This is a genomic window from Synechococcus sp. WH 7805 (assembly GCF_000153285.1).
Taxonomy (GTDB): Bacteria; Cyanobacteriota; Cyanobacteriia; order PCC-6307; family Cyanobiaceae; genus Synechococcus_C.
In genome coordinates this window covers 1500073-1519094 of record NZ_CH724168.1, presented here as the reverse complement: position 1 = coordinate 1519094, position 19022 = coordinate 1500073, and the positions used below count along the sequence as shown (strand labels likewise).

Sequence of the window (19022 nt, the reverse complement as noted above, 5' to 3'; positions counted from 1 at the left end):
CCAAAGGCTGGATTTGGGGAGAGGGTTTGGCCTCAATCCGTTCAGGTTGAACGGTAGGGTTGCGTTTCTTCATTGACCATTTGATGTCAGACGGGCCATCCCAGCTTTTAAGTGGCCAGGGCCCCGTCAACAGCGGACCGGCAGCAGACAAAGCAACCCTGTTGGTGGTGGATGACGAGCCTGCTGTTCGTCGCGTCTTGGTGATGCGTCTCCAGTTGGCTGGTTATCGCGTGGTCTGCGCAGAGGATGGTGAAGAGGCACTTGAACTCTTCCATCGGGAGTCTCCCGATTTGGTAGTGCTCGATGTGATGCTTCCAAAGCTTGACGGTTTCGCCGTGTGCCGCCGTTTGCGGGCTGAATCCTGTGTGCCAATCATTTTCCTTTCGGCCCTCGAAGCCATCTCAGAGCGGGTGGCCGGCCTTGACCTCGGTGCTGATGATTACTTACCTAAGCCCTTCAGTCCAAAAGAGCTAGAAGCGAGGATCGCGACCATCCTTCGTCGTGTAGGCCGCGGCTCGGCAAGTGCAGAGCCGAGAGAACTACCGACTGGTCAAGGCGTTGTGAGGGTCGGAGAGCTTGTCGTGGACACCAATCGCCGGCAAGTCACCCGAGGCAGCGAGCGTATTGCGCTGACTTATACCGAATTCAGCCTGCTGGAACTGCTGTTCCGTGAGCCAGGGCGGGTGGTTCCCCGTGCTGAAATTCTGGAACAACTCTGGGGTTACCCTCCCCGCCGATCCGCCGACCTGCGCGTTGTTGATGTGTATGTGGCTCGCCTTCGGGGCAAACTCGAGCCCGACCCCCGCAATCCTGAGCTAATTCTCACTGTGCGTGGAATTGGTTACTCATCCCAACGGATGGGTGATAACGCACCGGTAGCAGTCGCAGGCTGATTATCGACCTGGGTCCCGTCGACCGGCAGGATGGCGCCGACTGCATTCTGCTCCGTGTCTGATCTGCGTGAGACCCGCCTTGAGAAGGTGTCTGCCCTGCGCGACCAGGGCCGGGAGCCCTACGCCCTCACCTTTGACCCCACCGACCGGATGGCTCGGCTGCAGACCGATCATGCCGATTTGCCCAAGGGAGAGGAGAAGGATTGCGCTGTGGCTGTTGCCGGTCGGGTGATGACCCGGAGGGTGATGGGCAAGCTTGCTTTCTTCACCCTTGCCGACGAAACCGGCACGATCCAGCTGTTTCTGGAGAAGGCGGCGCTCGGTGAGGCCTTTGCTCAGATCACGTCTCTTGTCGACGCCGGCGATCTGATCGGCGTGCGTGGCACGTTGCGCCGCACCGACAGGGGGGAGTTGTCGGTGAAGGTGGCGGAGTGGACCATGCTCACCAAGTCCCTGCAGCCCCTGCCGGATAAGTGGCATGGTCTGGCGGACGTGGAGAAGCGTTACCGCCAGCGCTATCTGGATTTGATCGTCACGCCCCAGTCGCGTGAGACCTTCCGTCGCCGGGCGTTGACCGTGAGTGCGATCCGGCGCTGGCTCGACGAGCGCGAGTTCCTGGAGATTGAAACGCCCGTGTTGCAGGCGGAGGCGGGTGGAGCTGATGCGCGCCCGTTCATCACCCACCACAACACACTGGATCTGCCGCTTTACCTGCGCATCGCCACCGAGTTGCATCTGAAGCGCTTGGTGGTGGGCGGTTTTGAGCGGGTGTACGAGCTGGGTCGTATCTTCCGCAACGAGGGGATGAGCACCCGCCACAACCCTGAGTTCACCTCGGTGGAGGTGTATCAGGCTTATACCGATTACCTGGGAATGATCGACCTCACCGAGTCGATGATTGCGTCGATTTGCCAGCAGGTTTGTGGCAGCACGCGGCTCGCCTATCAAGGCACGGAGATCGATCTCACCCCGCCCTGGCGCCGGGCGACGATGCATGAGTTGGTGGAAGAGGCCACAGGCCTCGACTTCACGACCTTCTCCGATCGTGAGGCGGCGGCTGAGGCCATGGCGGCCAAGGGGCTTCCCGTTCCAGAGAAGGCCGATTCCGTAGGTCGTCTGCTCAATGAAGCGTTTGAGCATGCCGTGGAAGCCAACCTGACCCAGCCCACGTTCGTGCTCGATTATCCCGAGGAGATTTCACCTCTGGCCCGCAAACACCGCAGCAAGCCCGGCCTGGTGGAGCGTTTCGAGTTGTTCATTGTTGGACGGGAGACGGCCAATGCTTTCAGCGAGTTGATTGATCCGGTCGACCAGCGCGGGCGCCTGGAGGCTCAGCAGGCCCGCCGGGCGGCCGGCGATGAGGAAGCCCAGGGGGTGGATGAGGACTTTCTGCAGGCGCTGGAAGTGGGCATGCCTCCCACAGGAGGCCTTGGCATCGGCATCGATCGCCTGGTGATGCTTCTCACTGACAGTCCCTCCATCCGTGATGTGATCGCCTTCCCGCTGCTGCGTCCGGAGGGGTGAGTATCAAGCTGGACCACCGGGCGAGCGTTTGGGCACCCTCGGGGTGGATAATGGTCAACAGTGGCATGGTCCCTTTCCAATGAGTGGTGAGCGCGTAGGTTTCCGCTTCAAGCACGCCGATGCGGTGGTCAAGCGCAATCCCCAAGGCCGTTCCCGCCGCGGCTGGGTGATGGAGCCTGTGGAGCAGACCACCAGCCGGGGCACCAAGATGCCCGCCTATCGGATTCGCTGGCGCGACAGTGAGCGCCCTGAGATTGTGCTCCAGCACATGCTGATCGCCGATCCCGATCCCACCCCTCCGCCGGAAAATGTGAGCCTGGAGCCTCCTGCTCCCAAGGCCTGATTAAGGAAGCGCTCGAGGCGGCGGTCAGTTGAGACCTTGGCGTTGCCGGAGCTCTTCCAGCTCCTGTCTGGCTTCGAAAAGGGCCCAGTCTTCATCAAGGCTGCGTCCTGTGGATTCACTTGTGGCCTGCCGGCGCAGATCGCTGATCTGCTGATCCAGGCCTTGAAAATCGCGTCCGAGTGTCTCCAGTTCACTCCAGAGAGCCCGGCCCTGCTCCATCAACGTCTGCACGTGGCGTTCAGCTCGAACCGCCAGTTCCTTTTCCCCGGCGGCGTCAGCCTTGCGGCTGCGTACACCCCAGGCCTGGACTTGTTCCGCCAGGGATAACAGCTGCCGGCGCAGGTCTTTGGCCTGACTCTGCATCTGATCCCGGCGACGGTTCAGGTCATGCTGGCGGTCTTGGAGATGCTGCTCGCGCAGCAAGCGATCCTGATCCGGGTTCGCCTGAAGAAAGGCATTGAGCCGATCCTCCAGGTTGCGTTCCAGTTGATCCAGCCAGGTCGGAGCCATCAGTCCACAGCCTCGTCGACGATCTCATCCGGTGCACGGGTGATCAGGGGCGCTTCAATCTCTTCCTGCAGGGGGGTGATCGCCCCATCCCGCGAGCGCAGCAGCAGCTGGGTGAGTCGGGCCACCGACCCGTCCCCGAGCTCCAGCTCACTGAGGCGCTCGAAGGCTTGCCGGTACACCGTCTCCAGCTCCTCCATCAGCGATTCCCGCTGCAGTCGCACCGTGCGCCGTTGCTCTTCTCGACTCATGGCGGTGCCTCGCTCGGTTTCTGGGCTCAGTTTGCCGCTTCCAGCCAGTGCAGGGAGAGATCGTCGGCCGGGTCGTGCCAGCGCTGCCTCCAACACCAGCCCGCTTCCGCGGCCAGGGCGCGGGCCATGGCCGGGGTGTATTTCACGCTGTATTCGGTGACCAGCGGTTGCTCGGCAGCGAAACCCCAGCATTCACCGGCGATCGACACCGACTGAGGCTCCCGGCTCACGAGGGCCATGCGTACCCGGTGCTCAGCAGCCTGCCAAAGCGCTTCGTAGCGGAAAGACTCCGGGTCGAATGTGGCCCCCAGCTCCGTGTTCAGCCGATGCAGCAGGTTGCGGGCGAAGGCGGCGGACACGCCGGCGGCATCGTCGTAGGCCGCCTCGAGCCGTGCGGGTGTCTTGGGCTGATCCAGGCCCAGGAGCAGGGGCCCGCCATCAAGAAGCTGCCGGAAACGCCGCAGCAGCGCAACAGCCTCCAGGCGGGTGAAGTTTCCCAGGGAACTGCCCGGAAAAAAGCCAATGCGGCGCTGGTCCTGCAGCAGAGGATGCTCCGGCAGGGCTTTCAGTTCGCTGTGATCGCAGCAGATGCCCAGCATGGGCACGCCTGGATAGCGGCTCTGCAGTGCGGCTGTGGCCTGGCGGAGATGGGCGGCGCTGATGTCGAGGGCGACGTAGGCGGAAGGTTGGAGGGCGTTGAGCAGGGGGCCGACCTTGCGGGCACTGCCAGCGCCGAACTCCACGATCACCCCGTCTCCCAGGGCGGCGGCGATCGCTGCCGCCGAGCGCTCCAGCAGCCCAATTTCCGTGCGCGTGAGGCTGTACTCGGGCTGCTCGCAGATCTGATCAAACAGCCGCGACCCCTCCGTGTCGTAGAGGAACCAGGCTGGGAGCTGGCGTGGCTCCTGTCGCAGGCCGTGCCGCACCATCCGGAGCATGTCCGCCGCCGGTGGATGTAGGTCGATCAGCTCTGGTCTCGAGGGCGTGAGCGTGGTCATCGAGCCAGGCGCAGACCTGCCGCCATCCAGCGACTGGCTGGGGGAAAGAAGTTCCGGTAAGTGTCGCGGGAATGGCCCCTGGGTGTGAGTTGACTGCTGCCCCGCAATACGAATTGGGAGGTCATGAACTTGCCGTTGTATTCGCCTACGGCACCGCTGGCCGCCTGGAATCCCGGGTAGGGGCGGTAAGGACTCGACGTCCATTGCCAGAGCTCACCGTGGCTTTGCTGCAGCTGCTCGCCATGGGTGTGGCTGGCTCGTTCCCATTCCGCCTCGCTGGGCAGGCGAGCCCCGGCCCAGCGGGCGTAGGCATCTGCTTCAAACCAGCTGAGATGACGTACTGGCCTGTGCTCTGCCAGGGCACAGCGTCCTCCAAGGGTGAACTCCCAGTGCCAGGGACCCTCGCCGGTGGGATCCCCCCGCCAGTAGCGGGGTGCCCTCCAGCCACGATGGCAGCATTCCGTCCAGCCTTCGCTCATCCAGAGCTCGGGGCGGTCGTAGCCACCAGCGTCGATGAACTGCCGGTAGTCGCCGTTGGTCACGAGGCGATCGGCGATCTGGAACGGTTCCAGCCACACCTTGTGTCTGGGCGTTTCGTTGTCGAAGTGAAAGCTGGCTCCTGCATGCCCCACCTCCACCAGGCCGCCTGTGCAGGCCAGCCAGGTGGGGCTGACGTCATCGGTGTGGATTAATGCGGGCTCCTGCCAGTCCCTTCGATAAGCCGGTTCGAGGGGTTGGCGGCTGAAGCCGTCGAGCAGATCCATCAGCATCAGCTCCTGATGCTGTTGCTCGTGCTGCAGTCCCAGTTCCACCAGGTCCATCCAGGGCGCGTCGTCGCAGCTCTCCAGCAGGCGTTCGAGAGCCGCGTTGACCCGGCTCCGCCATCGGCTCACCTCCCGCATCGGCGGACGACTCAACAGGCCCCGCTGGGGACGTGGTTGGCGCGGACCGACGGCTTCGTAATAGGAATTGAACAGGTAACTCCAGCGGGCATCGGCCGGTTCATAGCTCGGCTGGTGGGGCCGCAGCACAAAGGTTTCGAAGAACCAGGTGGTGTGGGCCAGATGCCATTTTGGGGGGCTGGCATCGGCCATCCCCTGAAGGTTGAGATCTTCAGTGTCCAGCGGTTCGATCAGGGCTTCACTGGCATGCCGCACGGCCATCAACCGGTTCAGAAGCGTGCCGGAGGCCATAGCGGGTGGGCGCACTGGCGGTGACCCTAGGGGCTACACACCCAGGTGTCAGCAGGACACAGCCTTTACCATCAGCCAACCATCGCCTCCATGTTGTGATCGGCACCCTGCTGGCTGACCGGTACCGCTTGGATCGCTGCCTGACCGCCGATCCCAGCCATCCCCAGGGAGCACTTTGGTGTGCGGAGGATCAGATGGCCGGCGGAGTACCGGTGGCGGTCCGTCAGCTCCAGGATGCTGAGGCCTCGGAGCGCATCCGTGCGCTCTGGCCGGCGATGCAGTCGGTTCTGCATCCCCAGATCCCCCGCTTCGGCGGATTGCTTGAAGAGCAAGGAAGCCTGTGGCTGGTGCGGGAATGGCAGGAAGGATCAAGTCTGCTTCAGATCCAAGAGCAGCGCCTGGAGCGCCAGCTGGTGTTCGGGCCGGGAGAAGTGCTGTTGCTGTTGCGTCAGCTGCTGTCGCCTCTGGCCGTGCTGCATGCACAGCAGCTGGTGCATGGTGATCTCAACCCCCGCAATCTGCTTCGGCGTGACCAGGACGGTCTGCCGGTGCTGATTGATTTCGGTTTGCTTCAGCGCAGCGGTGAGCAGCCGGTTCCCGGGGCTTCGGCAAGCTATGCCCCGAGAGCTCAGGGTCGGCAAGAGCCCGCTCAGGCCTGGATGGACCTGCACGCCCTGGGGGTGACAGCTCTCACGCTCTTGAGTGGACGTCCACCCGAGAAGTTGCTGGCGGCTCAAGGGGACGACTGGAGCGTTCCGGCAGATCTGGATCTTGAGCCGTCCTATCGCGAGGTGTTGGGTCGCCTGCTTTCGGAACAGGGCGATCAACGCTTTTCCACCTCTAGCGAGGCGCTTCAGGCGCTTCAGCGAGTCACCATGCCCGAGTCCACTGGTCCCCAGCCTCGGATCGACCGCACCGTGGTGCTGGCGCCGGTGGTGGTGGCTCCTCAGGCTCCGCAACCAGTTCCTGATCTGCTGCCTCAGCCTCAAGCGACTGCGTCCGGGGGGGGTGACGACCGGATGCGTCCTCGTGCTGAACAGCGTCTGCAGGCGGCTGAGGGCGGGATCTGGCCGGTTGTGGGAGCTCTGTTGGTGTCTGCGCTGGTGGGTACGGCGATCGGCTGGTTTCTTCTCAGCCGCAGCAATCCCCCTGGAGGTGCACCCTCCACGGAGCCCGATGTGATTGGGCGATCCCCCACGGCCAGCCTTCCGCCTGCAGAGGTGGATCAGCGTCAGCTGCTGCTGAGCCGCCTGAGAGCCCTGCAGGTGGATCGCAGCTGGTTTCTGCAGCTTGTGGATGCCAGTTTGCTGGCTCGTTTCCCAGAGCGTGGTGGACGCCTGCCCAGCGATTCACTTGAGGATGCACCCCTCAGGCGTGTTTGGAATGAATTGGCGGAGGAATGGCTGGCCCGAGTTGAGCAGCTTCCTCCGATGCTTCGCGGCCGACTGGGCCGGCTCAACAATTCTGATTGGCAGAAACAGCGACAGACGCTCGTGCAGCAGGGGGTGAATGCCAAGGTGGTGGAGCAATTGGTGAGTGCGTCGGCCCAGACGCTCCTGCCCGGTGTCGCTACGGGTGTGAAGCCGCCAGAGCCATTCCGGCAACTCTGGTTTGCGGCGGCACTGCGCAGCCTGGAGGATGTGCGCATCGAATCGGTGAAAGCCCGTGCAGGGGCGCCAACGGTGCTCTCGAGCCGGGTGCCCGCAGGTGGGGCTCGCCTGATTTCGATCACTGTTCCCGCCGGACGCCGGTTGGTGCTGGGGATCAACGGCACACCGCTGATGCAGATGACGGTGTATGGCTCCGACGGGGACGTGGCGGCGGATCGCGGGCCGTTGCGGGTGGTGACCCTTCCGGAAGACGCCGGATCGCCGTTGCAGGTGCTGGTGACCAATGACGGTGTGTCCTCCGGTTTGCTCACGCTGTCCTGCCGGGCGGATCGCCCGGCGTCGAAGCCCCTGCCCGCTGTGGATCCCGATCCCATTCCCGATCCGGCCACCGGGGCCGAGGGGCCCGTGGAGGCCTTGCCGGAACCGCCAGGGCCGAAACCGGCAGGGGTGGAGGAGCCATCGGCAGCGGAGGAGTCAGAGCCGTTGGTGGACGCAGACGCGCAGTCCACGTCTTCCGACACGAACTAGTAACGATTTTGCGTCGAATCAGTAACGCGACAGTGCTGCTCGGGTCTCTTTTTTGATTTGCTTGTCTTTTTCTGCGGCACGCTTGTCGTGGAGCTTGCGTCCTTTGCCCAAGCCCAGGGTGAGTTTGATCCAGGAACCCTGCAGATGCAGATTAAGGGGAATCAGCGTCAGTCCTTTCTGGTCCAGCTGGCCGCGCAGTTTGTCGATCTCCCGCCGGTGCGCCAGCAGGCGCCTCACCCGCAGTGGGTCGTGGTTGAAGTACCCGCTGGCATGGGTGTGGGGGGAGATGTGCACATTGTGCAGCTGCAGCTCTCCATTGCGGATCAGGCAGAACCCGTCGCGCAGGTTGGCCTGCCCGGCCCGGATTGATTTCACCTCGGTGCCCACCAGTTCGATGCCGGTTTCCAGTGTTTCGAGGATGTCGTACTGATGCCGGGCTAGGCGGTTATCCGCCAGCAGCCGGTTGGCTGCGGCGCGCGCTGCAGCGGCACTCTTCTTGCCTCCTCCTTTGGCCATCCCCCTTTAGGCCTCTCAGCCGCTTGATTCCCCGACCCTATCCAGAGGTCGGTACCCTTCCATCATGGCGATCGTTTCCTCTAACGCCGCATCTCAGCGTCCGCGGCCGGATCGCGTCCCGGATCGGGTGGTGGATGGGGCCCGTCAGGAGGGGGATGACGTCGATCTCGCACGGGCTGGTGTCAAGGAGGACAGCCTGCGGCCCAAGCGGCTTGCGGATTACATCGGCCAGCGAGAACTGAAGCAGGTGCTGGGCATCGCTGTTCAGGCGGCCATCGGCCGCGGCGAGGCCCTCGATCACGTGCTGCTCTACGGCCCCCCTGGCCTGGGCAAAACCACCATGGCCATGGTGCTCGCCGAAGAGCTGGGCGTGACCTGCAGGATCACCAGTGCGCCTGCGTTGGAGCGTCCCCGCGACATCGTGGGGCTGCTGGTGAACCTGCAGCCCAAGGATCTGTTGTTCATCGATGAGATTCACAGGCTGAGCCGGGTGGCCGAAGAGCTGCTCTATCCGGCCATGGAAGACCGCCGCCTGGATCTCACCGTGGGCAAGGGCAGCACAGCGCGCACCCGAGCCCTCGATCTGCCTCCCTTCACGCTCGTGGGGGCCACCACCCGGGCTGGTGCTCTGAGCTCGCCGTTGCGCGATCGCTTCGGGTTGATTCAACGGCTCGAGTTTTACGGCCTGGAGGATCTGCAGGCCATCGTGGAACGGGCCGCTGGACTGCTAAATCTCGAACTCAGTGAGGCGGCCTGCACGGAGATTGCCCGCCGCTGCCGGGGCACCCCCCGAATCGCCAACCGTCTGCTGCGCCGGGTGCGCGACGTGGCCTGCGTGCGGGCCTGCGAGGGCTGCATCGATCAACACCTCGTGGATGAAGCCCTCACCCTGCATCGCGTTGATGGCCGGGGATTGGATGCCAGTGATCGCCGCTTGATGGAACTTCTGCTGCAGTCCCATGGCGGTGGTCCCGCCGGCCTCGACACCCTGGCGGCCGCCTTGGGTGAGGACCCGTCCACCCTGGAGTCGGTGGTGGAGCCGTACCTGCTGCAGCTCGGTTTTCTGCAGCGCACCCCCCGGGGCCGGGTGGTGACCGCTGCGGGTCGGGGTCATCTCGGTTGGCCAGAGGGTCAGGAGCAGGTGGCATGACGCGATTGCGCCATTGTTTGACCTTGCTGGTGCTGCTCGCCTTGCTGCTTCTGCCCGGGCCGGTGATGGCGGCAGGCGATCCTGAGGCCGGAGACTTGCCGCGTCTGTTCGATCGGGCCTTGAGCCTGAGCCGCCAGGGCGATCCGGAGGCGGCGCTGCCCCTCTGGGATGAAGTGCTGGAGATGGCGCCGCGGGATGCTGCTGCCTGGAGCAACCGCGGCAACATCCGCTTGATGCTGGGGGATCCTGAGGGTGCGATTGCCGATCAGACCCGCTCGATCGCCCTGGCACCGGAGGATGCCGATCCCCACCTCAATCGCGGCACTGCTGAGGAAGCCTTGCAGCGATGGCCTGAGGCCGCGGCTGATTACGACTGGATCCTCCAGCGCGATCCCCTCGATGCCTCGGCCCTTTACAACCTCGGAAATGTGCGTGGGTCTGAGGGCGACTGGGCCCAAGCCCAGCGTCTGTATCGCCAGGCCGCCGATGCCCGTCCAGGCTTCGCCATGGCCCGCTCCAGCGATGCTCTGGCCCTCTATCAGCTCGAAGATCTTCCTGAAGCCGAACGTCAGCTGCGCAACCTCATCCGCCGCTATCCCTTGTTCGCTGATGCCCGCGCCGCACTCAGCGCACTGCTCTGGCGCGAAGGCTCTCGTGGTGAAGCCGAAAGCCATTGGGCCGCGGCTGCCGGACTGGATCCCAGTTACCGGGATTCCGCCTGGCTTGCGCAGGTGCGGCGCTGGCCGCCGACGCCGATCGCTGATCTCGAGCGCTTTCTCGCCCTGGAGGTGTCATGACCTCAATGTTGCCCTGGACTGAGCGCCTGGAGGCGATGCTGCCGGAGTTGATCGACTTCCGCCGCCATCTCCACTCCCATCCCGAGCTGAGCGGTGAGGAGCACCAGACCGCCGCCTTGATTGCGGGTGCTTTGCGGGAGGCCGGCTGGCGGGTGCGCGAAGGCGTGGGTCGCACCGGTGTGGTGGCGGATCTCGGCCCGGAGCAGGGTCCCAAACTCGGTCTGCGGGTGGACATGGACGCTCTGCCGGTGGAGGAACACACGGGGCTGCCTTACGCCTCCTTGCGCCAGGGGGTGATGCATGCCTGCGGGCACGACCTGCACAGCACCATCGGCCTCGGGGTGGCCCGGCTACTGGCTGGTGAGCCCGAGAGGCCAGTGGGCCTTCGCCTGCTGTTTCAGCCCGCTGAGGAACTGGCCATGGGGGCTCGTTGGATGCGGGAGGCCGGAGCCACTGAAGGGCTGGATGGGTTGTTCGGCGTGCACGTGTTCCCGTCCCTGCCGGCGGGGAGCATCGGTGTGCGCAGCGGCAGCCTGACCGCCGCAGCGGGCGAGCTGGAGATCGAAGTGATCGGTGAGGGGGGGCATGGCGCCCGTCCCCATCAATCGGTGGATGCGATCTGGATCGCCTCGCGGGTGGTGACGGGGTTGCAGGAGGCGATCAGCCGAAGGCTGGATGCGCTGCATCCGGTGGTGGTGAGTTTCGGACGCATCGAGGGGGGGAAGGCCTTCAATGTGATCGCCGATCGGGTGCGATTGCTTGGCACCGTGCGTTGCCTCTGCACAGAGGTGCATGACCGACTGCCTGCCTGGATCGAGGACACGGTGCAGGCCCTGTGCGCGGGGTTCGGCGCTACCGCTCAGGTGCACTACCGATGCATCTCACCTCCGGTTCATAACGACTCGACCCTCACGGCTCTCTTGGAACGCAGTGCCATCGAGCACCTGGGTCAGAGTCAGGTGCAGAGGCTGGAGCAGCCTTCCCTGGGGGCCGAGGATTTTGCCGAGCTGCTCAAGGACGTGCCAGGCACGATGTTCCGGTTGGGAGTGGCTGGGCCCGAGGGCTGTGCACCGCTGCATAACGGCCATTTCCTGCCGGATGAGGCCTGTCTGGGCGTGGGGATTCGTGTACTGACAGCGGCGATGCTGGCCTGGGAGCCACCGGCATGAATCGCCCCCCCCGTACCCGGTTGTATGTGCTTCTCTCACTGGCAGCGCCTCTGCTGGTGCTTCTTGGAGTGGTTGCTCTGTTGCAGCGAGAGGGAGCTGACAAATATCAGTCTCTCCCTGCCATTCTGGTGGGAACCGGCCTGGTGATCCATGCGGTGGTGGGCCGTCGCCGGCGGCGCCATCGGCTGCTGGTTGCTCTCCGCGATAGTCGATTCGAGGAAACCTGATCCGATGGCATCCACATCTGAACCGTCCCAAGGGGACGCCCCTGATCTCGAGGCCCTCAGGAATGCCATTGCTTCTGGGGATCCCACGCGAGCGATGCCCGCCCTCACCAAGCTGCGCTTCTGCAGCGATGAGGAAGCGGTGCCCCTGCTGGTGCTGGGAACGCAGCAGCAGGCGTTTCTGGTGCGTTCTCTCAGCTGCAGCGGTCTTGGCTACAAACGCACCGAGCAGGGGTGGATGGTGCTGGAGCAGCTCCTTGGCAGCGATGAGGATGCCAATGTGAGGGCTGAGGCAGCCAATGCCCTGGTGAGTTACGGCGTGGAGCGCTCCTGGCCGTTGCTTCGCACTGCTTTTGAGGCTGATGGTGCCTGGCTCGTGCGCTGCAGCATTCTCTCCGGACTGGCGGAACAACCGGAGATCAACCTGGCCTGGCTGTTGGAGCTGGCCGAGATCGCCATCGTGGATGGGGATGGCACGGTGCGGGTGAGTGGGGCAGAAATCCTTGGGAGGATCGTTCGAGAGTCCCAGGATCGTCCCATCGGCGAGCAGGCCCGTGTCCTTCTGCAGCCTTTGCAGCAGGACCAGGATCACAGGGTGGTAGCCGCAGCGCTCAATGGTCTTCAGGTGGGGTGATGTCCTGCTCCCCAGGACTCTTGCTAGCGTTTAAAAACCACTAGGGGTGCCCTGGACGTCTTCTTTGGCGGTTAGGGCTGAGATCACACCCTCCGAACCTGATCCGGGTCATGCCGGCGCCAGGGAAGTGAATGCACGTGATCTGCGGTTTGTCGACCGGCTCCTGGCAGTTCTCTCGCCGAACGAATCATGCGCGCTTCCTGGGTTGAGTCCCGACGCGGACAGGCCAACGTGTCCCAGATGCACTTCGCACGCCAGGGTGTGGTGACGGAGGAGATGGCCTACGTGGCCAACCGTGAGAAGTTGCCTGAATCCCTGGTGATGGAGGAAGTCGCCCGGGGTCGCATGATCATCCCGGCGAATATCAATCACACCGGTCTGGAGCCGATGGCGATCGGCATTGCCAGCAAGTGCAAGGTGAATGCCAACATCGGCGCTTCGCCCAATGCCTCGGATGCGGCCGAAGAGGTGAACAAGCTGAAGTTGGCGGTGAAGTACGGCGCCGATACGGTGATGGACCTCTCCACCGGTGGAGTGAACCTCGATGAAGTGCGCACGGCGATCATCGATGCATCGCCTGTGCCCATCGGCACAGTGCCTGTGTATCAGGCACTGGAGAGCGTGCATGGTTCGATCGAGAAGCTCGATGAAGATGATTTCCTGCACATCATCGAGAAGCACTGTCAGCAAGGTGTGGACTACCAGACGATCCACGCCGGTCTGTTGATCGAGCACCTTCCGAAGGTGAAGGGACGTCTCACCGGCATTGTGAGCCGGGGTGGCGGCATCTTGGCCCAGTGGATGCTGTATCACCATCGTCAGAACCCCCTGTTCACGCGTTTTGACGACATCTGCGAGATCTTCAAGCGCTACGACTGCACCTTCTCTTTGGGTGATTCCTTGCGCCCTGGCTGCCAGCACGATGCCTCCGATGCAGCGCAGCTGGCTGAGCTGAAGACACTGGGGGACCTCACCCGTCGCGCTTGGACCCATGACGTGCAGGTGATGGTGGAGGGACCAGGCCACGTGCCCCTCGATCAGATCGAGTTCAACGTGAAAAAGCAGATGGAGGAGTGCAATGAAGCGCCCTTCTATGTGCTGGGTCCCCTGGTGACTGATATCGCCCCCGGCTACGACCACATCACCTCAGCGATCGGTGCCGCCATGGCCGGCTGGCATGGCACGGCGATGCTTTGTTATGTGACCCCTAAGGAACACCTAGGTCTTCCCAATGCCGAAGATGTCCGCGAGGGCCTGATTGCCTACAAAATCGCTGCCCATGCGGCCGATATTGCCCGTCACCGGCCCGGTGCCCGTGATCGTGATGATGAGCTCAGCCGCGCCCGTTACAACTTTGACTGGAACAAGCAGTTCGAGCTCTCTTTGGATCCCGAGCGTGCCAAGGAGTATCACGATGAAACCCTGCCGGCAGACATCTACAAGCAGGCCGAATTCTGTTCGATGTGTGGACCCAAGCACTGCCCGATGCAGACCAAGATCACCGATGAGGATATTGAAGGCCTCGAGAAGGCTCTGGAGAGCAAACGCGGTGCTGGTGAATTGGCTGGGGTGAAGATGGAGAAAGCAGACTGATTGTCTGTAGAGGTGTTCGGAGGGAGATGCTCTTAATTGACGTCTCCTTTCAATCGCGACTGGAAGTCGGCAATGGTCCGGTCGAGGCCAGTCGCGAGGGAGATCGTTGGCGTCCATGCCAGAGCCTGGATGGCAAGACTGATCACAGGTTGTCGCTGAAGCGGGTCATCCTCGGGTAAGGGCTTGTTGATGATTTTTAATTCGGGATTGATGCGATCGCGAACCATCCTGGCGAGCTCTTGGATGGTGAATTCGTCCGGATTGCCAATGTTTATTGGTCCGGTGTGGTCGCTGTTCATCAGGCGGATCATGCCGTCGATTAGATCGTCGACGTAGCAGAACGAACGGGTCTGGGAACCGTCGCCGAAGAGTGTGAGCGGCTCGCCTTTGAGGGCTTGAACGATGAAGTTGCTGACAACGCGGCCATCATCGGGAAGCATGCGAGGGCCATACGTGTTGAAAATGCGCATCACGCGCACTTCGGTGTTGTGCATGCGTTTGTAGTCGAAACAGAGCGTCTCGGCGATGCGTTTGCCTTCGTCGTAACAGCTGCGGATTCCAATGGGATTGACAGACCCCCGGTAACTCTCGGGTTGAGGATGTACTTCTGGATCGCCATACACTTCGCTGGTGCTGGCTAATAAAAGTCTGGCTCCGACGCGTCTTGCCAGCCCCAGCATGTTGTAAGTGCCAAGAAAACTGGTCTTGGCGGTTTTAATCGGATTGAACTGATAGTGGATGGGTGATGCGGGGCAGGCCAGATGCCAGATTCGGTCGACCTCGAGTTTGATCGGTTCGGTGACATCGTGGCGGATCAGCTCGAAATCAGGGTGGCCCATCCATTGGGCAATGTTGCTTTTTCTTCCAGTGAAGTAATTGTCAAGGCAGATCACTTCTTCCCCTGACTTCATCAGGTGGTCGGTGAGGTGTGAGCCGAGGAAGCCTGCGCCTCCCGTGATCAGATTGCGCATGCCGTTATGGTCGCGTAAGCAGGCGATTGGTGCTCAAGAAAAAAGGCGGGAGATTCTTTCCCCCGCCCCGTCTGTTGATCCCAGCTGAAGTCTGGCTCAGCCCAGCAATGCCTTGGATTTGGCTACCACGTTCTCAACCGTGAAGCCGAACTTCTCCATGCAGGTGCCTCCAGGAGCGGAGGCACCAAAGCGATTCATCGTGACACTGTCGCCATCGAGGCCGATGAAACGGTGCCAGCCGAAAGCTTCGGCTGCTTCCACCACGATGCGCTTGCGCACCGCAGTAGGCAGAACTTGCTCTTTGTAGGCATCGCTCTGCTCATCGAAGAGCTCCACACAGGGCATGGACACAACGCGCACCTTCTTGCCTTCAGCACTGAGCTGTTTGGCGGCCTGCACGCAGAGGTCAAGCTCTGTGCCGGTGCCGATCAGGATCAGCTCAGGCGTGCCGTCGCAGTCTTCAAGGATGTAGCCGCCGTGGGCGACCTTGTCGATCGAAGAGTTGGCCTGGTTGGCCATGCCCTGGCGGCTGAGGCAGAGAGCACTGGGGCGATGACGGTTCTCGATGGCGAGCTTGTAGGCTCCGCTGGTTTCGTTGCCATCACCAGGGCGGAACACCAGCATGTTGGGGATGGCCCGCAGGGACGGGATGGTTTCGATCGGCTGGTGGGTGGGGCCGTCTTCGCCGACGCCGATGGAGTCGTGGGTGAGGACGTAGATCACACCCAGCTCGCTCAGCGCCGACAGGCGCATGGAGCCACGCATGTAGTCGGCGAAGACCAGGAAGGTGCCGCCATAGGGGATCAGGCCGCTGTTGTGATATGCAATGCCGTTGAGCACAGCGGCCATGGCGTGCTCGCGCACACCGAAGTGCAGATAACGCTTCTCGGGGGTTTCCGGTTGATACGAACCGGTCTCACCCTTGATATCGGTGTAGTTGGAGTGAGTGAGGTCAGCGGAACCACCGATCAGCTCGGGAAGGTTGGGACCCAGGGCACCCAGGCAGATCTGGGAGTGCTTGCGGGTGGCCAGTCCTTTGTCGTCGGGGGTGTAAGTGGGGAGCTCCTTGTCCCAGCCCTGGGGCAGTTCACCGCGGAGCATGCGCTCAAACTCAGCCGCTTCGGCTGGGTACTGGTTGCGGTAAGCGGCGAGGGTTTGATTCCACTCAGCCTCTTGGCTGGCACCACGCTCTATGGCCTGGCGGTACTGGTCGTAGGCCTCCTGAGGTACTTCGAAGGGGCCATAGCTCCAACCCAGCTGTTTGCGGGTGAGCTCGGCTTCTTCCTCACCCAGGGGAGCACCGTGCACACCGGCGGTGTCTCCCTTGTTGGGGGAGCCATAGCCGATGGTGGTGGTCACCTTGATGATCGAGGGCTTGTCGGTGACGGCCTTGGCGGCTTCGATCGCTTTGGCGATGGCGTCCACGTCGGTGTTGCCATCGGCCACGTGCTGCACGTGCCATCCATACGCTTCATAGCGCTTGAGCACGTCCTCGGTGAAGGACACGTCCGTGCGGCCGTCGATGGTGATGTGGTTGTCGTCGTAGAGCGCGATCAGCTTGCCCAGCTTCAGGTGGCCGGCCAGAGAACAGGCTTCCGAGGCCACACCTTCTTGATTGCAGCCGTCGCCCATGATCACGTAGGTGTAGTGATCAACCACCTGGGCGTCGGGCTTGTTGAACTTGGCCGCAAGGTGGGACTCAGCAATCGCCAGACCCACGGCATTGGAGATGCCGGCACCGAGTGGGCCAGTGGTTACTTCCACGCCGGGGGTTTCAAACGTTTCCGGGTGTCCCGGAGTTTTCGATCCCCACTGACGGAACTGCTTGATGTCCTCGATGCTCACCGAGTCGTAGCCCGTGAGGTGCAGCAAGGAGTACAACAGCATGCAGCCGTGTCCAGCGGAGAGGACAAAGCGGTCGCGGTTGAACCACTTCGGGTTCTTGGGGTTATGCCTCAGGAACTTGTCCCAGAGGGTGTAGCCCATCGGGGCGCAACCCATAGGCAGGCCAGGGTGGCCGCTCTTGGATTTGTTGACGGCGTCAACAGCAAGGAAACGAATGCTGTTGATGCAGAGCGTGTCGAGAGAGGCGGGCGCTGCGACCATGGTTCAGAAGTGAGTTGCGGACAGTTTGAAGGAGGGGTGCGGTGTCGCCGCTCACCCCATCGAGCGGAAAGCCAGGCAGACGTTATGGCCGCCGAAGCCGAAGGAGTTGGAAAGCACCGTTTCCAGTTTGTGGTCTCGGGCTGTATTGGGAACGACATCCAGATCACAGTCGGGATCTGGATTGGCGTAGTTGATCGTGGGGGGTACCACGTTGTGCTGCAGTGCTAGCACGCAAGCCACGGCTTCGATCCCGCCTGAACCACCCAGCAGGTGACCGGTCATCGACTTGGTGGAGCTCACCGGGATCTTTAGGGCACGGTCACCCAGAGCGCTCTTGATGGCGGCGGTTTCGTTGCTGTCGTTGGCGGGAGTGCTGGTGCCGTGGGCGTTCACATAGTCAACGACGCAAGGATCAATGCCCCCATCCTCAAGAGCGAGGCGCATAGCAGCCGCTCCGCCGACTCCACCCGGAGTGGGTGAAGTGATGTGGTGGGCATCGCAGGTGGTTCCGTAGCCCACGATCTCGGCAAGAATGGTGGCGCCGCGTGCCTCGGCGTGGCCGAGGGTTTCCAGCACCAGCAGACCGGCACCTTCGCCGATTACGAACCCATCACGGTCTCGATCGAAGGGGCGGCTGGCAGTTGCCGGATCATCGTTGCGGAAGGACAGGGCCTTGGCGCTGGCGAAACCGGCCACGCCCAGGGGGGTGATCGCCGACTCCGCTCCGCCGCAGAGCATGGCATCGGCTTTACCCAGCTGGAGCAGGCGGAAGGCATCGCCGATGGCGTTGGATCCGGCGGCACAGGCGGTGGATACAGCTGAACTTGGTCCTTTGGCTCCCACGGCGATTGCCGCCAGACCTGTGGCCATGTTCGGGATCATCATGGGCACGGTGAATGGACTCACACGGCTGGGGCCCTTCCCTTCCAAGACATGGGCTTGGGTCTCCATCATGAGCAGACCGCCCACGCCAGAGCCGATGATGATGCCGATGCGATCAGCGTTCTCTGGAGTGATGTCCAGGCCGGCATGGATCAGGGCTTGTTTGGCCGCGACAACACCGAATTTGCAAAACCGATCCCAGCGTTTGGCTTCCTTGGGTTCGATGAACCCAGACGGATCAAATGCTTCGACTTCGGCCGCGAAGCGACAGGCATGCCGAGACGCATCGAACAGGGTGATCCCTGCGACGCCATTGCGGCTGGACGTGAGTCCATCCCAGTAGTCGGCAACGCTGTTGCCGATCGGTGTCACCGCGCCAAGGCCGGTGACCACGACGCGTTGGAGACCCTCCACCATGCTGCGGAACCTCAGGCCTGCTTGTCTTCGATGTACTTAACGGCGTCGCCCACGGTGGCGATGCCTTCGGCGGATTCGTCGGGAATTTCGATGTCGAAGGCTTCCTCCAGGGCCATCACCAGCTCGACGGTGTCGAGCGAATCGGCGCCTAGATCGTTCTGGAAATTCGACTCCGGCTTCACTTCACCGGCGTCGACGCTGAGCTGCTCCGCCACGATCGAACGGACTTTTTCGAGGATCGCTTCCTGAGACATGGCCGTGAAGACGGGACGCCGCATCTTACGGGCTAGCGCAGGCAGCACCGGCCACGGGCGTTAACAACAGTGACGGCAGAGCGCGAGCTCGATCCCAGACGCGGGCGTGACAGGTACGTTGACTTCAAGTCAACCGCACTGAGACGGGTTCATGTCCCACGCCGTCAAGATCTACGACACCTGCATCGGCTGCACCCAGTGCGTGCGTGCCTGTCCCCTCGATGTTCTCGAGATGGTTCCTTGGGACGGTTGCAAGGCTGGTCAGATCGCCTCGTCCCCTCGCACCGAGGATTGCGTGGGTTGCAAGCGCTGTGAAACCGCCTGCCCCACCGACTTCCTCAGCATTCGCGTCTATCTCGGCGACGAGACCAGCCGCAGCATGGGGCTGTCGTATTGAGCGACCTCTCGGTCTTTCGGATCTATTACCCATAAGCTCAGCCCGGCACTGCCGGGCTTTTTTGT

General features: G+C 62.7%; 20 protein-coding genes and 1 riboswitch. Of the genes, 11 read left to right on the top strand and 9 right to left on the bottom strand.

What is annotated here, in order from left to right:
- The first annotated feature begins 83 nt into the window (after positions 1-83).
- The 3 genes from rpaB to WH7805_RS07975 all read left to right on the top strand — a co-directional run bounded on the left by rpaB (position 84) and on the right by WH7805_RS07975 (position 2760).
- Positions 84-893 (top strand): response regulator transcription factor RpaB, encoded by an 810-nt coding sequence (gene rpaB, locus WH7805_RS07985; protein ID WP_038005264.1) that lies wholly within the window; start codon positions 84-86, stop codon positions 891-893.
- 54 nt (positions 894-947) lie between these two features.
- Positions 948-2417, top strand: coding sequence for a lysine--tRNA ligase (gene lysS / locus WH7805_RS07980; protein ID WP_038005262.1), 1470 nt, complete (start codon positions 948-950; stop codon positions 2415-2417).
- Between the two features lie 79 nt (positions 2418-2496).
- Entirely contained in the window at positions 2497-2760 is a 264-nt protein-coding gene (locus WH7805_RS07975) for a hypothetical protein (protein WP_006042532.1), read from the top strand.
- Positions 2761-2784: 24 nt separating this feature from the next.
- Here WH7805_RS07975 and WH7805_RS07970 read toward each other — a convergent pair whose 3' ends face one another.
- The 4 genes from WH7805_RS07970 to egtB are packed head-to-tail and all read right to left on the bottom strand — an operon-like array spanning position 2785 to position 5709.
- Positions 2785-3270, bottom strand: coding sequence for a hercynine metabolism protein (locus WH7805_RS07970; RefSeq protein WP_006042531.1), 486 nt, complete (start codon positions 3268-3270; stop codon positions 2785-2787).
- Positions 3270-3518, bottom strand: a complete 249-nt coding sequence (locus WH7805_RS07965) for a hercynine metabolism small protein (RefSeq protein ID WP_006042530.1) — start codon at positions 3516-3518, stop codon at positions 3270-3272. The genes WH7805_RS07970 and WH7805_RS07965 overlap by 1 nt, the downstream gene beginning before the upstream one ends.
- Positions 3519-3544: 26 nt before the next feature.
- Positions 3545-4516 carry an L-histidine N(alpha)-methyltransferase gene (gene egtD / locus WH7805_RS07960; protein WP_038004550.1) on the bottom strand — a complete coding sequence of 324 codons (972 nt, stop codon included), beginning with the start codon at positions 4514-4516 and terminating at the stop codon, positions 3545-3547.
- On the bottom strand, positions 4513-5709 hold the full coding sequence (egtB, locus tag WH7805_RS07955; RefSeq protein WP_006042528.1) for an ergothioneine biosynthesis protein EgtB: 1197 nt from the start codon (positions 5707-5709) through the stop codon (positions 4513-4515). The genes egtD and egtB overlap by 4 nt, the downstream gene beginning before the upstream one ends.
- A 95-nt stretch (positions 5710-5804) precedes the next feature.
- Between egtB and WH7805_RS07950 the strand changes: the two genes are divergently transcribed.
- Positions 5805-7847 carry a protein kinase gene (locus tag WH7805_RS07950; RefSeq protein ID WP_006042527.1) on the top strand — a complete coding sequence of 681 codons (2043 nt, stop codon included), beginning with the start codon at positions 5805-5807 and terminating at the stop codon, positions 7845-7847.
- Positions 7848-7865: 18 nt separating this feature from the next.
- On the opposite strand, the gene smpB is transcribed toward WH7805_RS07950, so the two are convergent.
- On the bottom strand, positions 7866-8363 hold the full coding sequence (gene smpB / locus WH7805_RS07945; RefSeq protein WP_006042526.1) for an SsrA-binding protein SmpB: 498 nt from the start codon (positions 8361-8363) through the stop codon (positions 7866-7868).
- A 64-nt stretch (positions 8364-8427) separates the two neighbouring features.
- Between smpB and ruvB the strand changes: the two genes are divergently transcribed.
- The 6 genes from ruvB to thiC all read left to right on the top strand — a co-directional run bounded on the left by ruvB (position 8428) and on the right by thiC (position 13930).
- Positions 8428-9513 carry a Holliday junction branch migration DNA helicase RuvB gene (gene ruvB, locus WH7805_RS07940; protein ID WP_006042525.1) on the top strand — a complete coding sequence of 362 codons (1086 nt, stop codon included), beginning with the start codon at positions 8428-8430 and terminating at the stop codon, positions 9511-9513.
- Positions 9510-10310 carry a tetratricopeptide repeat protein gene (locus WH7805_RS07935; protein WP_006042524.1) on the top strand — a complete coding sequence of 267 codons (801 nt, stop codon included), beginning with the start codon at positions 9510-9512 and terminating at the stop codon, positions 10308-10310. The genes ruvB and WH7805_RS07935 overlap by 4 nt, the downstream gene beginning before the upstream one ends.
- The gene (locus WH7805_RS07930) at positions 10307-11479 is read left to right on the top strand and encodes an amidohydrolase (protein ID WP_006042523.1); all 1173 of its coding nucleotides are present in this window, start codon (positions 10307-10309) and stop codon (positions 11477-11479) included. Before WH7805_RS07935 ends, WH7805_RS07930 begins: the two co-directional genes overlap by 4 nt.
- Entirely contained in the window at positions 11476-11706 is a 231-nt protein-coding gene (locus tag WH7805_RS07925; RefSeq protein WP_038004548.1) for a DUF3188 domain-containing protein, read from the top strand. Before WH7805_RS07930 ends, WH7805_RS07925 begins: the two co-directional genes overlap by 4 nt.
- A 4-nt stretch (positions 11707-11710) precedes the next feature.
- Positions 11711-12337: a HEAT repeat domain-containing protein gene (locus WH7805_RS07920; protein ID WP_006042521.1), complete on the top strand. Its 627-nt coding sequence runs from the start codon at positions 11711-11713 to the stop codon at positions 12335-12337.
- 32 nt (positions 12338-12369) lie between these two features.
- A riboswitch (TPP riboswitch) is annotated at positions 12370-12480 on the top strand.
- A gap of 46 nt (positions 12481-12526) precedes the next feature.
- Entirely contained in the window at positions 12527-13930 is a 1404-nt protein-coding gene (gene thiC / locus WH7805_RS07915; RefSeq protein WP_006042520.1) for a phosphomethylpyrimidine synthase ThiC, read from the top strand.
- A 32-nt stretch (positions 13931-13962) separates the two neighbouring features.
- Here the strand turns inward: thiC and WH7805_RS07910 are convergent, their stop codons facing one another.
- The 4 genes from WH7805_RS07910 to acpP all read right to left on the bottom strand — a co-directional run bounded on the left by WH7805_RS07910 (position 13963) and on the right by acpP (position 18560).
- Positions 13963-14901 carry a UDP-glucuronic acid decarboxylase family protein gene (locus WH7805_RS07910; RefSeq protein WP_006042519.1) on the bottom strand — a complete coding sequence of 313 codons (939 nt, stop codon included), beginning with the start codon at positions 14899-14901 and terminating at the stop codon, positions 13963-13965.
- A 96-nt stretch (positions 14902-14997) separates the two neighbouring features.
- Positions 14998-17007, bottom strand: a complete 2010-nt coding sequence (gene tkt / locus WH7805_RS07905; RefSeq protein WP_006042518.1) for a transketolase — start codon at positions 17005-17007, stop codon at positions 14998-15000.
- Between the two features lie 51 nt (positions 17008-17058).
- Positions 17059-18306: a beta-ketoacyl-ACP synthase II gene (fabF, locus tag WH7805_RS07900; protein WP_006042517.1), complete on the bottom strand. Its 1248-nt coding sequence runs from the start codon at positions 18304-18306 to the stop codon at positions 17059-17061.
- A gap of 11 nt (positions 18307-18317) precedes the next feature.
- Complete coding sequence (gene acpP / locus WH7805_RS07895; RefSeq protein WP_006042516.1) at positions 18318-18560, bottom strand: acyl carrier protein; 243 nt, start codon at positions 18558-18560, stop codon at positions 18318-18320.
- Between the two features lie 151 nt (positions 18561-18711).
- Between acpP and psaC the strand changes: the two genes are divergently transcribed.
- Positions 18712-18957 (top strand): photosystem I iron-sulfur center protein PsaC, encoded by a 246-nt coding sequence (gene psaC, locus WH7805_RS07890; protein ID WP_006042515.1) that lies wholly within the window; start codon positions 18712-18714, stop codon positions 18955-18957.
- The last annotated feature ends 65 nt before the right edge of the window (positions 18958-19022 follow it).

Excerpts from the sequence above, each read along its gene's own strand:
- WH7805_RS07910 (WP_006042519.1), bottom strand. The coding sequence starts at position 14,901 with ATGCGCAATCTGATCACGGGAGGCGCAGGCTTCCTCGGCTCACACCTC.
- WH7805_RS07975 (WP_006042532.1), top strand. The coding sequence starts at position 2,497 with ATGAGTGGTGAGCGCGTAGGTTTCCGCTTCAAGCACGCCGATGCGGTG.
- acpP (WP_006042516.1), bottom strand. The coding sequence starts at position 18,560 with ATGTCTCAGGAAGCGATCCTCGAAAAAGTCCGTTCGATCGTGGCGGAG.
- ruvB (WP_006042525.1), top strand. The coding sequence starts at position 8,428 with ATGGCGATCGTTTCCTCTAACGCCGCATCTCAGCGTCCGCGGCCGGAT.
- psaC (WP_006042515.1), top strand. The coding sequence starts at position 18,712 with ATGTCCCACGCCGTCAAGATCTACGACACCTGCATCGGCTGCACCCAG.
- fabF (WP_006042517.1), bottom strand. The coding sequence starts at position 18,306 with ATGGTGGAGGGTCTCCAACGCGTCGTGGTCACCGGCCTTGGCGCGGTG.
- WH7805_RS07920 (WP_006042521.1), top strand. The coding sequence starts at position 11,711 with ATGGCATCCACATCTGAACCGTCCCAAGGGGACGCCCCTGATCTCGAG.
- WH7805_RS07970 (WP_006042531.1), bottom strand. The coding sequence starts at position 3,270 with ATGGCTCCGACCTGGCTGGATCAACTGGAACGCAACCTGGAGGATCGG.
- smpB (WP_006042526.1), bottom strand. The coding sequence starts at position 8,363 with ATGGCCAAAGGAGGAGGCAAGAAGAGTGCCGCTGCAGCGCGCGCCGCA.
- WH7805_RS07965 (WP_006042530.1), bottom strand. The coding sequence starts at position 3,518 with ATGAGTCGAGAAGAGCAACGGCGCACGGTGCGACTGCAGCGGGAATCG.
- tkt (WP_006042518.1), bottom strand. The coding sequence starts at position 17,007 with ATGGTCGCAGCGCCCGCCTCTCTCGACACGCTCTGCATCAACAGCATT.
- WH7805_RS07935 (WP_006042524.1), top strand. The coding sequence starts at position 9,510 with ATGACGCGATTGCGCCATTGTTTGACCTTGCTGGTGCTGCTCGCCTTG.
- egtD (WP_038004550.1), bottom strand. The coding sequence starts at position 4,516 with ATGACCACGCTCACGCCCTCGAGACCAGAGCTGATCGACCTACATCCA.
- WH7805_RS07930 (WP_006042523.1), top strand. The coding sequence starts at position 10,307 with ATGACCTCAATGTTGCCCTGGACTGAGCGCCTGGAGGCGATGCTGCCG.
- thiC (WP_006042520.1), top strand. The coding sequence starts at position 12,527 with ATGCGCGCTTCCTGGGTTGAGTCCCGACGCGGACAGGCCAACGTGTCC.
- rpaB (WP_038005264.1), top strand. The coding sequence starts at position 84 with ATGTCAGACGGGCCATCCCAGCTTTTAAGTGGCCAGGGCCCCGTCAAC.
- WH7805_RS07925 (WP_038004548.1), top strand. The coding sequence starts at position 11,476 with ATGAATCGCCCCCCCCGTACCCGGTTGTATGTGCTTCTCTCACTGGCA.
- egtB (WP_006042528.1), bottom strand. The coding sequence starts at position 5,709 with ATGGCCTCCGGCACGCTTCTGAACCGGTTGATGGCCGTGCGGCATGCC.